We start from the raw sequence: 15,903 nt of genomic DNA, 5'->3' as shown, positions 1-15,903 counted from the left end.
AATTAAAACCTGTTGAAAAAATGACTGTCACAAAAACGGACAGAAATAGCGTACAGTTTCGGGTTTTGATGCATCCAGGTGCTTAGCTGAGGCCTAATGGAAAATTTTCCGGATCGTATTTTCTTTCCTTCGGCCCGGCTATAAAAATATATGTGGCTGTAATATAGATGGTTATATATAATTAATCTCAAGGTACGATTTTTCTTTTTTCCAGGTGTGCACGGCAACTTCCATGGTATACATTTTGAGTGGCAATGTTCAAAAGATTATATGATAGATGCATAATGTAGAGAAATTCCTGATATTTTGTTCCGGTGCTTACCTGCCATTGGTGCGGAGGTGTCCGGCGAGCATAAACAGGTTTATAGGGATTGGGACAACGGTCCTTTTTACGGCTATTTTTGCAGGACTATCTGTAGGCTATGCATTATCTACTGTTTTCACCTCTTTTTGGGTGATTTTGGTCATTGCTTTGATATGGGCTTTGATGATTTTTAATTTAGACCGCTACATCGTTTCCACGATAAAAAAGCAGGATCAATTTTTTCCGGAATTCAAACAAGCCCTTCCCCGATTGGTGTTGGCCTTATTGATCGCGCTGGTTATTGCCAAACCATTGGAGCTACGGATTTTTGAAAAGGAAATCAACAGAGAACTGGATGAACAGCGTCTGGCTACGATAGAAACTAGCAGGGAAAAAATTGCAGAAGGGTATCCGGAAATCAATGATTTGGAAAGTAAAATTGAGGGTCTCAGGGCTGGGATTGCCGCTAAAGAGGATTTTCGAAACCAAAAGCAAAAGGAATATGATCAGGAGAGATTTGGCGTAAAAACAGAAGGGACCACCGGGCTTGCGGGCATTGGCGTAAATGCGGAAAAGAAAGAAAAGCAACTGGATCAGGCAGAGCAGGATTACCAATATACCCAGAAGCTGAACGAGGGCAGGATTCAGGATCTGGAAGCGGAAATCAGGAGAATCAATGTATTGAAGGAACAGGAATTTCAAAACCAAATGGTGTCCCTGGATGCTTATGATGGATTGGCGGCCAGATTGCAGACTTTCAGGGATTTGACTTTGAAAAATACAGCGATCTATTGGGCCAATTGGATGATTATTTTTCTATTTATTATGATAGAAATGGCACCCATTCTGGTCAAGCTGATGGGTAGCAGAGGCCCCTATGATCAGTTGCTGGATTTCCATGAAGCAGGTATTGTCCTGGCAGGGGAGGAGCAATGGTATAAAAAAACGAAAGAGGGACAATTGAGAAGAGAGGTTTTTGATGAACTTTATCCTCGTAAAAAATCCCAACGAATAGCTGGCGAAACGATCTGGTAACGAAAAAAATATCTTTAGATCATAAAGTGAAAAATGTTAAATAGCGGGTTTTATTTTCAATTGTTTAAAAAGATCATGATTAATGTGAATAGAGTTTTTGGAATGATACAATAATTTTATTCATATTCACTGAAAATTATTTCAGGTAATTATGGAAAAGCAGTTAATTTGGTTGCTGTTTATTTTGGGGGCTTGTAGTATTATATCCTGTAACGAAAAGGAGAAAGAGAGAAAGACCAGAATTAATAAGCCACCTAATATCGTATTTGTCCTGGCAGATCAATGGCGCGCACAAGCCGTCGGTTATGCAGGAAATTCGTCCGTGAAAACTCCGAATATTGATTCACTTGCCAGTGAAAGTATTGTTTTTCATAATGCAGTAGCGGTTTTACCTGTGTGTGCTCCCTGGAGGGGAAGTTTCATTTCCGGTCAATACCCGCTCACCCATGGACTTTTCTATAACGACAAACCCTTTCGAACGGAAACCTTAACCATAGGAGAAATTTTAAAAAAAGAAGGTTACCAGACAGGGTATATTGGTAAATGGCATCTAAATGGCCATCCCCGGGGAACTCATCCTTTCAGTGGAAGGGACCAACCCGTGCCTAAGGAAAGGAGGGAAGGGTTTGATTATTGGAAAGTAAGGGAAGTGGGTCACAACTACAACAATTCTTTTTATTTTGATGAAAACGATCAAAGGCATGAATGGGAAGGGTACGATGCCTTTACACAGACCGATAGTGCCATTAGCTTTATTCAGAAAAATGCGGATCAACCTTTTTTATTGGTATTATCCTGGGGGCCCCCTCACGCTCCTTATCATACAGCACCCGCTGAATTTAGGGAATTGTATGTACCTGATGAAATTCAATTAAGAGATAATGTTCCGGAACATCTTCGTGATAGCGCAAGACAGGTGATGGCCGATTACTATGCTCATTGCACGGCTTTAGATAAGGCTTTGGGAGATTTGCGACAGGCCATTCATGCTGAGGGTATTGACGATAATACCATTTTTGTTTTTACTTCCGAACACGGAGACATGCTGTTTTCGAAAGGTGTTTTGAAAAAACAGCGGCCTTGGGATGAGTCCATCAAAGTGCCGATGTTGATCCACTATCCGGATTTACTAGGTATGGAAAGCTTCGCGGTGCAAGACCCTATTAATACCCCTGATATACTCCCAACCTTATTGGGGTTGAGCGGATTGGAAATACCAGAGTCTGTAGAGGGAAGGGATTTTTCTCAGGCTCTTATACAAAAGCAGGAATTGGGTAATGAAGCGGCGTTGATCATGCTTCCGGTTCCCTTTCATCAATGGTCTTTTCAAAACGGAGGGCGTGAATACAGGGGGGTTCGAACAAAAAAGTACACTTATGTAAAAGACTTGTTGGGACCCTGGTTGCTTTATGATAACGAAATGGATCCCTTTCAAATGCACAATTTGGTAGATTTGCCTGCTTTTGAACAGTTACGAAATCACCTGGATCGGTTACTTTCAGAGAAGTTGGAAGCCACCGGGGATAAGTTTTTACCCGCCGATGAGTACATGAAACAATGGAATTACCTGTACGACAGGGATGATAGCCTGAGGGCTGAAAATTACCTGGAAATTGGTCGTTAGCCATTCAACCCGGGCAGCCATTTAAATGCCTGCCCTTGGGTAGAAAATCCTTGTTGGTGTACAACTTTTTATAAATAAGAAACTTTTATTACTTTGAATACGGTTCTTAATGCCAGGTTGATACGCTTTGCTCAATCCATCAGTACATGTGCTTTTTCGGCTGGTGAAAAGTTAGAAAAAACCGATCAAATTTAACGTAAAGCTATGATCAGAGAAGAAAAGAAAAAAATTATTCCCTTGGTTAACCCAGAGGAAGAAGCTTTTTTGGCTGGCCCTCAGACCAGATTAAAAGATTTTAAGTTTGTACTTAAGGTGTTGTTTGAATTTATACGTGGCTTTCGTATGCTTCATTTCGTGGGACCCTGTGTGACGGTGTTTGGGTCTGCCCGGTTTGAACCTTCTGATTATTTTTACAAGGAAGGAGTCAAAGTAGGGCAGGCAATCAGCCATTTAGGCTTTACCGTAATGACCGGGGGAGGGCCAGGTATTATGGAGGCAGCGAATAAAGGTGCGAAATTGGTGGGGGGTAAATCTGTGGGTTGTAATATCGTACTTCCATTTGAACAGTTTCCCAATGCCTACCTGGACAAATACATGGATTTTAATTACTTTTTCGTGAGAAAGGTTTTACTTTCCAAATATAGCTTTGCTTTCGTCGTTCTCCCTGGAGGTTTTGGTACCCTGGATGAGTTTTTTGAGGCATTGACTCTGATCCAAACTCGGGTAATGAAGCGGTTTCCGGTAGTATTAATGGGTAAAGAATTTCACCAGCACCTTTTCGACCATATTCGTTCCATGGCCATCGAGGGGACTATCAGTGAAGAAGACCTGGGGTTATTTTTATTGACAGACAGTGTGGAAGAAATGGAAAACCATCTTAAAAAATACGCTATAGAGGAATTTGGACTGAAAAGAAAAGGTCCGGTAAAACCTTCCAAACTACTTGGAGAGAGCCGCTAATACCGTAATAGTAAAAAGCGATAGTTTGCCCTTTTTTTAATTTGGCCTGATTGTTGGAAACCCAGTATGATAAAGTGTGGATTACTTTTTAAAGGTGAATGTAGATAGTTTGAGGCCCAATGAGTAGTAGTTCGGTACAAAATACACAAAAACATCTTGTTTTGATGGGAATTGGCTTGTCCGGGATTGAATTCCTGAAGGAATGGCTACTAGAGCCCGCCGGGTTTCGGGTAACCATCATCGGAGAACACCCATCTGATTTTTTTTACTTCAATGCCCTGTGTGGCCTTAAGGGACTAAATCACTCCTTTTCCTGTGACCCAGGAAATGAATCTGAGACGAAATTTATCGTTTCGTCTATAGAGAAAATTGATATTAAAAAAAAGAGCCTCCTGCTCCCGGAGGGGCCTCTTCGATTTGATATTCTGATAATGGTCAATGAACCCAAACCTAAACCCTTATTTCACCGAAAAGTAGTCTTTCTAAGCCATCTCATCAGGGGAGATGATTACATAAATTGGATTCAGGAATCTGTCAGAGAGGCGGTCGTAAGTGGCGATGGATTCGTAGCCATGGCCTTGGCTGAGCAATTGCAGGAAATGGGCTTGAAGGTTACACTTGTAAGCAATGAAAGCAGTTTGGCAAAACAAAGTATGCCAGAAGAAGAGGCCTGCCTGGTTGCCAAGAAATTAAAAACAAGCGGTGTTCAATTGATTTTTAATGAAACGATAAATAACTATTTGCTGGGCGAAGAAGGGGAAATTACCGGAGTTAGCCTGGAAAGTGGTAAAGAAATGCCTTGTCAGGTAGTGATTCACGAAAAGGGAAATTTTCCCGATTTTTTCTTTTTGAGAGGCCAACCATTTTATTCAGGAGAAACATTTCGGGTAAGTGCACACTACGGATTGGAAACTAAGGATGGCATATTTGCCATTGGTCAAAACCTGCAGGTTTTCGAAAAGGACTCTATTGAGAATCGGAACATTCCGCTTTCTACTCAGGGTATTAAATTGGCTAGGTATCTAAAGGGAAAATCGTTGCAAATAGCGGAAACGTTTGATTGGAAAGACCCCTATCAGCTAGCAGGTTTGGAGTGGTGTACGTATGGAGATTTTTCCACCTATTGGGGAAATAATTCACATAACTTTTACTGGGAGCACCCCAATGGGGAAATCGCTTTCCGTTTACTTTTTCACCATCATGATTTTTCTATTTTGGCCTTAGCTACTTTGGGAATTAATTTTGATCAGGAGTTTTTAAACAATGCCTTCACCGAGAGGTGCAAGGCATTGGATTTTATAAATAAAATGAAAAACGAAGTTTTTACCAGGGAGAGTTCTGAAGACATGATCTTACTCATTTCCAAAGCTTTTGCGGTAGAATTCAAAGGCATAAAAAACGAAAGCAGAACCTCCTTATTTGGTAAAATTTTTGAAAAGTTTCTCTAATCGATTGAATATTAGGTGTCTGGATTGCATTCCATTTCCTCAATATCATTCTCAGCTTCCTCAACAGCATCTTGCCAATCAGCCCTGGATTGTCCGGTCAGTGATGAACAATTACCATAGGGACGTAATGCGTCCAAATAGGACTGCGCTGCATTTCGAAGATTCTCGCAGGTAGCTTGACTTTGGTTTTGTGCGTGCTCTATTGAAGCCTGAGATAAGGCGTTAATTTCCTCCTCCAGGTCCACTGACCATTGTGCAGAACAAGTGACTACATCGTCATCCCCTCCAAGTGAGCATCCAAAATTCAAAAAACAAAATAAAGGTAAAGCAGCAATAAGCGATTTCTTCATAAAATTCATCATAACTAATTTTTGTTTTATTATTTACGAGATTTTAAGTTATAAAATACTTTGTAAAAAGTAAAACAAACGACTAAAAAATAGTATTAAAAAGCCGAATATTAGATGTAAAATAACGTGTCAGATTTTATAAACCATGTTAGATGGGGCAGGTTAATGTAAGGGTTCAGAAATTGGGGATTCGGGATCTTCTAACTAATTTATTACCATGCACTCTCCCGTTGAATATTTTAGCTTTCTACAAACATTTATATGGTAGCGGAGTTAATTTCCTAAATAGAATAAAACAATTATTTAAATATGGGACTCAAAGAGAATATACAGGAAATAGCGGACAGGGCGGTAAATGGGACGACTAACACCTATGATGGATCCAAAGAGATTCTTATCAAAGATGCCATTTTCATAAGGGATAAAGGTTGTTTAACCAAAATAGCTTATGCAGATATTATTTACCTCAAAGGGGATGGCAATTACACTACCTTGGTTACCAAAGAAAAGAGTTTTTCACTTCGAAATATATTGAAGGAATTTGAGGAAATTTTGCCAACTGATCTGTTTCTAAGAATTCATAAATCGTTTATAGTTAATTTGGAAGAAATCCGAACCATTTCGCCCAAGGAAGTCTCCGTCCGGAATGAAAAGGTACCAGTGGGCAGGACCTATTACCCAACCCTTATCAGCGGCGTTCAAAAATTAGGTAGTAATGGATTTGATTAAAAAAAATCACTGGTACCTTTTGTTGTTCCAGAGCAAACTGCTGTCTCCATAACTCAAAAAACGGTATTCCTTATTTAATGCTTCTTCGTAAATCTCCCTCCATTGCTGATGGGTGAATGCAGCAATCAGCAGAATTAGCGTGGAACAGGGTTGATGAAAATTGGTAACCAGACCATTACAGACCCTGAATCGATAGCCTGGAAAAATAAATATTTCTGTAGTACCAATCAGGTAAGTTTGGTTAGTACTTTCCAAATGAGACAATATGGCTTCGAAGCTTTTTTCTTTTGAGATGTTTTTTTCATTTCCGGTGTAGGGTTCCAACTTATCTACATGAAATTCGGTATTAGTCCCCGAAATTAATTTAACCCCATACCAGTATAAGCTTTCCAGGGATCGTAAGGAGGTGGTACCGACCGCTACGATATTGCCCTTGGTACTACACAAATTTGCGATGTTTTCTTTGGAAAACACCATTTGTTCCCGATGCATGGGGTGATCCAGGATGTTTTGATGCTTAATGGGCAAAAATGTACCCGCTCCTACATGAAGGGTAAGGTAATGAAGGGTGATTTTTCTTTTTTTGATTTCCGATAGGGTATTTTCTGTGAAATGCAATCCTGCAGTGGGGGCGGCTACTGCTCCTTGGGTTTTTGAATAGACCGTTTGGTACCGTAATTTATCCGTATCATTGGCTTTTCTGTTTAGATACGGAGGGAGGGGCACTTCTCCGCTAGCTTCGACAATCGAGGCAAAAGTAAGTTCTGCCGGTTCCCAACGGAACTCCACTTCTTTCGTATCCTTTGAAAGTAATTTTGCTCGTAGGAGCACGTTTTTTTGATTTACCGGGATTACGCATTCAATCTCCTCACCTTCTTTCCATCGCTTTAAGTTTCCCACCATACATTCCCAAACCACCGGCCCATGGCTTTGCATGCTTTGTGGAATTAGCGTCGAAGGCCTGAGGGGGGTTAGTAAAAAAAGCTCGATAGCTGCACCGGTGGATTTTCTAAAATGAAGTCTGGCAGGAATTACCTTGGTATCATTGAATACCAAATGAGTATTGGCAGGCAGGATCGCGGGTAGGTCCCAAAAATGAAAATGTTGGATTTTCCCATTTTCATAATGAAGTAATTTGGAGGCATCCCGCTTTTTCAAAGGGAATTTGGCGATGAATGCTTCCGGTAAATGGTAGTCGTAATCCTTAAGGGTTGGGGTAATCTCCATGTGCAATATTGAGTAATCCTTGGGTTCAGAAATTGGGGCAAATATAAGAACTTTTGGTTCAATTGCTTGCAGCATGGTTTTGCACCAGTTCGACTATTTGCGAGGTCATCAGCAGGATTTGGGTATAAAAGGATATCGGGATTAAAAGAAAATGCGCATATTTGAAAGCAATAAAATTTCGTTATGGCGCAAACCTTTAAAATTAAAGCAGCAATCAAGCCTTACTCCCTGGACTTTACCTTCGATGCGGGTACCAGCAGGGGGGTGTTGACGGAAAAGCAAACGCATTTCATTCAGGTACAATCCCCTGTTTTTCCGGACATCTACGGGATTGGTGAGGCAGGACCTTTGAAAGGGCTGAGTCCGGATGACCTTCCGGATTTTTTGGATCGGGCTAATGAAGTGTTAAATAAACTGGAGAAAATATCTTTTTCGAAGGATCCAACAACTATCCTGACGATGCTATCCGAGGTGGGGTTAGATGAATACCCTAGTCTCAGATTTGGGCTTGAGACAGCACTGTTGGATCTCGTAAATGGGGGGACGAGAAAAATTCTTCCGAACAGTTTTTACGAGCACGGCAGTGCAATCCCCATCAATGGGCTTATCTGGATGGGCGAAAAACGATTTATGAAAGCACAGATAGACCAAAAACTACAAGAGGGCTTTGAGTGCATCAAGATGAAGATTGGTGCGATTGATTTTGAAATGGAATTGGCATTATTGGAGTCGATCCGAAAAAAATACAGCAAAGAGGTGATATCGCTAAGGGTAGATGCCAATGGTGCTTTCGATCCAAATGAGGCCATGGTAAGGATGGAGCGATTAGCGAAGCTGGAAATTCATAGTATTGAACAGCCTATTCACCCTGGCAATCGGCATGCAATGGCTCAATTATGCCGAACATCACCCATACCGATTGCGCTGGATGAGGAATTAATTGGTATTAACGATTTCCGCCAGAAAAAAGCCTTGCTGGAGGACCTGAAACCGGCTTACCTGATTTTGAAACCCACCTTAGTAGGAGGCATTTTGGCTACACAAGAGTGGATCCGTCTTGCTGAGGATATGGGAATAGGATGGTGGATGACATCAGCTTTGGAAAGCAATATTGGGCTAAATGCCATTGCTCAATTGACATCTTCCCTGAATCCCATACTTCCACAGGGCTTAGGGACTGGCATGCTCTATCGGAATAACGTTTCGTCTCCTTTGGTGATTTCGTCAGGGAAATTAAGGTACGATAAGGATAGATTCTGGTCCATCCCTGATTGGAACCTGGATGATTAGCAGATTTACTTCTCCGCTTGTTATTTGAGATATCCATACAAACCAATCTTTTTCCAAATAGAAAACAACAACAATAAAAATGTATTTTCCACCAATAATGCTGCTAAGACATGATTTTTGATGCTTCGTTTAGGTATATCCTGACACTATCGCTAATTGCAGCGATGGGAGGGTTTCTGTTTGGATATGACACAGCGGTGGTATCCGGAACTATCGGTCAGGTAAGCGAGCTATTCGATTTGGATGCCATGGCCCAAGGCTGGTATGTGGGCTGTGCCTTGCTGGGTTCCATTTTGGGGGTGACCATTGCTGGTCGCCTGGCGGATCGTTTTGGCAGAAAGCGGGTAATGTTATTGGCGGCATTGTTGTTCGCTATATCGGCCTTGGGATGTGCTTTGGCTCCTACTTTTTTTTCACTCGTCATTTACAGGATTATTGGGGGGGCAGGTATTGGAATGGTTTCAATCGTATCTCCTATGTATATTTCAGAGGTGGCTCCAGCCAACATCCGGGGCAGCCTGGTATCCTTGTACCAATTGGCCATAACCGTAGGCTTTCTTGGCGCTTACCTGGTCAATTTTCAGCTATTGGAATGGTCAGTAACGGACCTTTTTAGGGAACAGAAGCCCTGGGATTTGCTTTTCCACCAGCAGGTGTGGAGGGGAATGCTTGGTATGGAACTGCTGCCTGCATTGGTTTTTCTGTTGGTATTGTTTGTCATACCGGAAAGTCCCAGATGGTTGGTCATCAACCAACGTCTAGGTCGTGCGGAGAAGATTTTTAGCAGATTATATCCGGACAGGAAGCTTGCAGAAATGAAAATCGATGAAGTGAAAAAACAGGCAGCTAAAACCAGCGAATCCAACTTCGAACTGTTGAAAAACCCAAAGATCCTCCGGCCCGTTCTTTATGGGATGGCCATTGCGGTATTAGGGCAATTTATGGGAGTAAACGCAGTATTGTATTATGGTCCTGGGATTTTTGAGCAAAGTGGATTATCTGGTGGAGATGCATTGTTTTACCAGGTGATGGTAGGCTTGGTCAATGTTCTGACCACTATTTTGGCCCTGCTGATCATTGATAAAGTGGGTAGAAAAAAACTGGTGTATTTTGGGGTAAGCGGAATGATTCTTAGCTTAGTCTTGATTAGTTTCTATTTTTACGCTGGTTCCAATTTGGGGTTATCTTCATTATTCCTACTGACCCTGTTTCTGGTGTATATTTTCTGCACTGCCATAAGCATTTCAGCGGTAATCTTTGTCTTGCTTTCGGAAATGTATCCAAATAAAATCCGGGGGCTGGCCATGTCTATTGCCGGATTTTCCTTGTGGGTAGGGACTTATCTGGTGGGGCAATTGACCCCTTGGTTTTTGGAAAAGCTGGGACCATCAGGGACCTTTCTGTTCTTTGCGATGATGTGTTTCCCTTACCTGTATCTTATTTGGAAGAAAATCCCGGAAACAGCAGGCAGGAGCCTCGAAGATATTGAATCCTATTGGTTGGGAGATGAAAAAAATCAAAAGAATACGGTATGAAATCGACACGATTAAAATCATCATTAAACACACAGGGCAATGATTATTTTAATCGTCAAAGATTCCATGTGACCATTAAGAAACAATTATAAACAGATGAAACAGTATCTGGATACTTACAAAAATGAACTTCTCGATCAGGTAATCCCTTTTTGGCAAGATCATAGTCTTGATAAAAGGTATGGGGGGTATTTTACCTGTTTGGATCAAAAGGGACAGGTATACGATACCGACAAATTCGTTTGGTTACAAGCCCGGCAGGTATGGCTATTTTCCATGCTCTGTAAAAAGGTGGATTTAAAACCTGACTGGCTGAATATGGCCAGGAAAGGAGCTCATTTTCTTAAAAACAATGGCAGGGATGTAGCCGGAAATTTTTATTTTTCACTAAACCAAGCTGGGGAGCCTTTGGTGCAGCCCTACAACATCTTTTCGGACTGTTTTGCAGCCATGGCCTTTTCAGCTTTATATAAAGTAGATCCACAGGAGGAATTTGCCCGCTTGGCGGTGAATACCTTCGAAAACATCCTCTCGCGAAGAAGCAATCCCAAAGGGAAGTACAATAAGGCTTTTCCCGGTACCCGAAATCTAAAGAGTTTTGCGCTACCCATGATTTTGAGCAACCTGACACTTGAAATGGAGTCACTTTTGGGTAAGGATCTGGTAAAAGAGCTGGTTCCGGGAGTTATTCACGAGGTGATGGAAGTATTTCTGGATAGCAATTCGGGGCTGGTCCTGGAAAATGTCTTGGAAGACGGCAGTTTCTGTGATTCCTTTGAAGGAAGGCTGACCAGTCCGGGTCATGCAATTGAGGCCATGTGGTTTATGCTGGACCTTTCGCATCGATTTGGAGATCATATTTTAAGAGATAGAGCCATTGAAACCGGATTGCGAACTCTGGAGTACGGGTGGGATTCCGAATACGGTGGAATCTATTATTTTATGGATTGCAAAGGCCATCCCCCAGATAAACTGGAATGGAATCAGAAGCTGTGGTGGGTGCATCTGGAATGCCTGGTGTTTCTGGCCAAAGCATTCCAGATGACGGGTGATCCGGTTTGCATGAGTTGGTTCGAAAAAGTACATGAATACACCTGGACCCATTTTAAAGACCCGGATTATCCGGAATGGTTTGGCTACCTGGACCGGTATGGAAAGGTACAGCTACCATTGAAGGGTGGAAAGTGGAAAGGTTGTTTCCACGTTCCCAGAGGTCTTTTTCAGGTATGGCAAACATTAGGTCAACTATAAGTATAATAACATCATCAATCAGCCCAAGAATAGTAATCGTATGAAGAGAAGAGACTTTATTGGTAAGGTAGCCCTTGGAACCAGTTCATTTGCTTCCATGGCAGGTGTACCAGCTGCCGCACTGGGAATAAATAGGGAGGTGCAGGTGGCGGAAAACGGAGCGGTTTTTGAAGCCGACCTGGTCATTGCAGGAGCAGGTTTGGGAGGTTGCGCATCGGCTTTGGCCGCCCTTAGAAACGGCCTTTCTGTACTGATGACCGAAGAGACAGACTGGTTGGGAGGGCAGTTGTCCCAGCAAGGTGTGCCACCTGACGAACACCAATGGATCGAAACCCATGGTGCACCTGTGCTTTACAGGCAGTTTCGAGAAAATATCCGGGAGTATTACAAGCGCCGCTATCCCCTTACTCCGGAAGCTGCTGCAAATGAACGCCTGAATCCTGGAAATGGATCAGTTTCCCGCTTGTGCCATGAGCCTAAGGTAGCGCACCGGGTACTGGAAGAAATGTTTGCACCCTACGAAAGTGCCCGGAAAATTATCATCCTAAAAGAGCACAAAGTTGTTTCTGCTAAAGTAAGCCAGAACCGCGTTCAGGAATTGATTTTTAAAAATACAGGAACGGGCAGCAATATCATCACCAAAGGCAAGTACTTTGTAGATGCTACGGAGCTTGGAGACTTATTACCCCTTACAGGTACTGAATACATCACCGGCAGTGAATCCAGGTCAGATACCGGCGAATTACATGCTGGAAGCATCCACCGGCCGGACAACAATCAGGCATTTACAGTTTGTTTTGCTATGGATTATGTCAAAGGGGAGGACTGGACCATTGCTAAACCAGCCGATTATGCCTATTGGAGAAATTTCACCCCTAAAATGGATCCTCCATGGGCAGGGAAAATGCTGGAACTCAACTACAGTAATCCCCGTAACCTGGAGCCAAAAGAACTGGGTTTTCACCCGGAAGGGATACCTACCGGCGATAAGCTTAACCTGATGCTTTATAGGCGAATATTAGATCGGCAAAATTTTATTCCCGGGTTTTATCAGGGGGATGCCACCATCGTCAATTGGCCTCAAAATGACTACGTATCCGGAAATATCATTGACGTCAGTGAGGCAGAATTTAACCGTCATGTTAATGCGGGTAAGCAGCAAAGCCTTTCCATGCTTTACTGGCTGCAAACAGAAGCCCCCAGGCCGGATGGGGGAAAAGGTTGGCCTGGTTTGCGATTGCGGCATGACCTGATGGGTAGCTCCGATGGCCTGGCAAAATATCCGTATGTACGGGAATCCAGAAGAATAAAGGCCTTATTTACGGTTCTTGAGGAACATGTTGGCGCCGAACAACGCGCGCAGATTTCCGGACTGAGTGGTGAGGAACTCACCGCTGCGGATTTTTACGATAGCGTGGGTATAGGGTATTACCATATTGACCTGCACCCTAGTTCCGGTGGAGATAATTACATTGATTTTGGTTCGTTGCCCTTTCAGATTCCATTAGGGGCCCTGATACCCATAAAAACAGAGAATTTAATACCTGCAAATAAAAACATAGGTACTACCCACATTACCAACGGATGCTACAGACTGCACCCGGTAGAGTGGAGCATCGGGGAAGCTGTTGGAATGCTGGTACCATTTGCCCTCGAAAAAAAGGTTCGTCCAAGAGTAATCCGGGAAGACAGATCCTTATTGGGCGAGTTTCAAAATTTTATCCGATCTCAGGGAATAGAAACAAGCTGGCCTGAAAAATAAACGAAGTGATCCGGCAGCGGGTCTGACGAAATACCCCTGCCGGCTCATCATTTGAATACATTATTCTACCCCCAGTTTTTTCATGATCCATGCATGACCTTCTTCGCTTTGTTCAGCATAGCGCCAATGAGCCGCATCCTGATAGAGTGATAACATCTTATCACCAGGTATGACATTATAGGCCGAATACATGGAGGTCGGCGGGCAAACATTATCATTGAATCCCCAGGAATAGAAGCCAGGTACTTTTACAAATCGGGCAAAATTCGCCACGTCGTAATACCTCGAGGTAGCAACCTTGGCAGGTTGATTGGTCCATTCATCCTTGAATAAATGGGGCCAACCACCGGCACGTCCGTGCAGGTATCCGGTAAGGTCTGAAAGGGCGGGGTAATAACTAACCAGGAAGTCAATTCTGTCATCAAGACCGGCGGTAACAATGGACAAGGCGCCTCCCTGGCTACCTCCCATGACGGCCAGCGTTTCGCCATCGAATTCATCCAGGGAATAAAGGAAATCCACCGCACGAACACAGCCCAGATACACCCTTTTGTAATAATACCGGTCTTTATCTTCCAGAAAGATCCGGTTGTAATCCTTTAGGGCTCCAGCTGAAAGGTTTTGGTAAATGGGGGAATCGTACAGGTTTACCGGAATGCCATGAATACCAATTTGCAATGAAATTACGTTTTCATTGATATTGGCACCATAATAGGGGCGAATTCCAGCTCCCGGAACATGAAGAATGGCCGGATAGTGACCGGGTTTTTTAGGCTTGCTTAGAATCCCATAAATGTATCCACTAATATTTCTGAATTGTACGTGGTATACATCTGTTAGGTGCGTTGACCGATCGGGAAGGTGTGTCAGGACTGGCTCAAGGGGGATTTGGCTCAGCTCCTCTTTGCTCTTTTTCCAGAATTCAGAAAAATCATCCGGGATACTGGTAGTGGGTTGTATGGATTCGGGATCGATACCGGCTGTACCAGTGTTTTGGTACGTTTCTCCATTTTCCTGATAGGTGATTTTGCACCTGACAAAACCCGGAACGGAAAGCCGTCCCCCTTTAATCTGCCCGCTTCCATTTTTTAGCACCATCTGACCCTCTATTTCGGGTTTCATAAGCTCAGGACCAATTTCGTACCGAATGTCGGCGTCCTTTACTAATTGTCCGAATTTGTAGATCGCCACATCAAAAGCGATGGCCTCTCCGGTACGGTAAACCATGTTCGTTGCTGATGGGCTGACCATGATACGGATGTACTGGCCCTGCTGGGATTGGGCCAATGAATCAAAGGAAATTATCCAGACTAAAAAAAACAGGAATAATACAGTCTTTTTCATAAATAGCGGATGGGTTAGATGTGGGAAACTTTCGTTTGTAATGAAATTATTGGCAAATATACGTTTCCTAAATTAAAATGGAATCCTGAGTATACCAATCACAAACCCGAATTAAATAGGGATAAAATTAAAATAGAAGCATATTTGAAAATATATTGCGGCGATGAAATAGGAAAAATCCATTTTTTTGGTCAAATTTGTGATTCTTAACAAGCCAAGACATACTGTCCAGGATTAGGTTTCTGATCGAAATTGATTTTTTTATTTCAGTTCCTAGTGTCATTCGATTAGTAGAAACTTCACGCTTTTATGCAATCTTATTCGGATAATTTGTGTTGTGAGTTAGGAACAAGTAACGTTCAACAAAAATTAATTTATGGCAAAATCGAAAGAAACTTTTAACAAAAAAGAAAAAGAGAAAAAAAGATTAAGGAAGAAGAAAGAGAAAGAAGAAAAGAAAGAAGCCAGAAAATCCAATTCCAATAAAGGGGGCGATCTGGATGACATGATTGCCTATGTAGATGACGAAGGCAATATTACTTCTACTCCTCCCGATCCAACTGTAAAGAAGAAAAAAATTGAATTGGAGGATATTGAAGTAAGCGTGTCAAAACAAGCTCCTGTGGATCCGGAGGATCTACGAAGGAAGGGGAAAGTCACCTTTTTCAATGAATCCAAAGGATATGGTTTTATCAAAGATCTGGAATCCCAAGATAGCGTGTTCGTACACGTTAAGGGTTTGGTAGATGATGTTCGTGAAAACGACCAGGTTACCTTCGAAACCGAACGAACCCCGAAGGGTCTGAGTGCCATTGATGTGAAGTTGGCGAAATAGCCGCCTCTACTTTTGTGAATCGCATAGCAGTGGAGTAAGCCTCCGCTTCTTTGCGCACAAAAGCATTGAAATGGTAGCTGCCAGGCAGTAGAATATTCACTCTGGAAATAAATTGTAATAGCTCCGATATTATCTGACAGTTGGGTAAATTTAGACCGCGTTTTCTTAAGGGATATTACTCCCAAAATGATTGTAAGATAAGGGGCTTT

General features: G+C 42.5%; 13 protein-coding genes. 10 read left to right on the top strand and 3 right to left on the bottom strand.

Annotated elements, in window-relative coordinates:
- Positions 1–277: 277 nt before the first annotated feature.
- From GKS34_RS21955 to GKS34_RS21940, 4 genes are all read left to right on the top strand, one after another.
- On the top strand, positions 278–1,339 hold the full coding sequence (locus GKS34_RS21955) for a DUF4407 domain-containing protein (protein WP_163387145.1): 1,062 nt from the start codon (positions 278–280) through the stop codon (positions 1,337–1,339).
- A 151-nt stretch (positions 1,340–1,490) separates the two neighbouring features.
- Positions 1,491–2,963, top strand: coding sequence for a sulfatase family protein (locus GKS34_RS21950; protein WP_163387144.1), 1,473 nt, complete (start codon positions 1,491–1,493; stop codon positions 2,961–2,963).
- A 204-nt stretch (positions 2,964–3,167) separates the two neighbouring features.
- Positions 3,168–3,923: an LOG family protein gene (locus GKS34_RS21945; protein WP_163387143.1), complete on the top strand. Its 756-nt coding sequence runs from the start codon at positions 3,168–3,170 to the stop codon at positions 3,921–3,923.
- A gap of 119 nt (positions 3,924–4,042) precedes the next feature.
- The gene (locus GKS34_RS21940) at positions 4,043–5,371 is read left to right on the top strand and encodes an NAD-binding protein (RefSeq protein WP_163387142.1); all 1,329 of its coding nucleotides are present in this window, start codon (positions 4,043–4,045) and stop codon (positions 5,369–5,371) included.
- An 11-nt stretch (positions 5,372–5,382) separates the two neighbouring features.
- Here the strand turns inward: GKS34_RS21940 and GKS34_RS21935 are convergent, their stop codons facing one another.
- On the bottom strand, positions 5,383–5,721 hold the full coding sequence (locus tag GKS34_RS21935) for a hypothetical protein (RefSeq protein ID WP_163387141.1): 339 nt from the start codon (positions 5,719–5,721) through the stop codon (positions 5,383–5,385).
- A gap of 309 nt (positions 5,722–6,030) precedes the next feature.
- On the opposite strand from GKS34_RS21935, the gene GKS34_RS21930 reads away from it, so the two are divergent.
- Entirely contained in the window at positions 6,031–6,450 is a 420-nt protein-coding gene (locus GKS34_RS21930) for a LytR/AlgR family response regulator transcription factor (protein ID WP_163387140.1), read from the top strand.
- Positions 6,451–6,456: 6 nt separating this feature from the next.
- Here the strand turns inward: GKS34_RS21930 and GKS34_RS21925 are convergent, their stop codons facing one another.
- Positions 6,457–7,752, bottom strand: a complete 1,296-nt coding sequence (locus tag GKS34_RS21925; RefSeq protein ID WP_317168000.1) for an S-adenosylmethionine:tRNA ribosyltransferase-isomerase — start codon at positions 7,750–7,752, stop codon at positions 6,457–6,459.
- Positions 7,753–7,860: 108 nt separating this feature from the next.
- Here GKS34_RS21925 and GKS34_RS21920 point away from each other — a divergent pair, with 108 nt between their 5' ends.
- From GKS34_RS21920 to GKS34_RS21905, 4 genes are all read left to right on the top strand, one after another.
- Positions 7,861–8,967, top strand: a complete 1,107-nt coding sequence (locus GKS34_RS21920; RefSeq protein ID WP_163387139.1) for an o-succinylbenzoate synthase — start codon at positions 7,861–7,863, stop codon at positions 8,965–8,967.
- A 110-nt stretch (positions 8,968–9,077) separates the two neighbouring features.
- Positions 9,078–10,502, top strand: coding sequence for a sugar porter family MFS transporter (locus tag GKS34_RS21915; protein ID WP_163387138.1), 1,425 nt, complete (start codon positions 9,078–9,080; stop codon positions 10,500–10,502).
- Between the two features lie 96 nt (positions 10,503–10,598).
- The gene (locus GKS34_RS21910; protein ID WP_163387137.1) at positions 10,599–11,753 is read left to right on the top strand and encodes a n-acyl-d-glucosamine 2-epimerase; all 1,155 of its coding nucleotides are present in this window, start codon (positions 10,599–10,601) and stop codon (positions 11,751–11,753) included.
- Positions 11,754–11,793: 40 nt separating this feature from the next.
- A complete protein-coding gene (locus GKS34_RS21905) occupies positions 11,794–13,515 on the top strand; it encodes an FAD-dependent oxidoreductase (protein ID WP_163387136.1) in 1,722 nt (573 codons plus the stop codon).
- A gap of 60 nt (positions 13,516–13,575) precedes the next feature.
- Here GKS34_RS21905 and GKS34_RS21900 read toward each other — a convergent pair whose 3' ends face one another.
- Positions 13,576–14,859, bottom strand: coding sequence for an acetylxylan esterase (locus GKS34_RS21900; protein WP_163387135.1), 1,284 nt, complete (start codon positions 14,857–14,859; stop codon positions 13,576–13,578).
- 376 nt (positions 14,860–15,235) lie between these two features.
- Between GKS34_RS21900 and GKS34_RS21895 the strand changes: the two genes are divergently transcribed.
- On the top strand, positions 15,236–15,694 hold the full coding sequence (locus tag GKS34_RS21895) for a cold-shock protein (protein ID WP_162343829.1): 459 nt from the start codon (positions 15,236–15,238) through the stop codon (positions 15,692–15,694).
- Positions 15,695–15,903: the final 209 nt, after the last annotated feature.

Origin of the sequence: Cyclobacterium jeungdonense (assembly GCF_010994275.1) — a bacterium.
GTDB classification, from domain to species: Bacteria; Bacteroidota; Bacteroidia; order Cytophagales; family Cyclobacteriaceae; genus Cyclobacterium; species Cyclobacterium jeungdonense.
The sequence above is the reverse complement of the archived record's forward strand: the minus strand, read 5'-3'. Positions and strand labels throughout refer to the sequence as shown.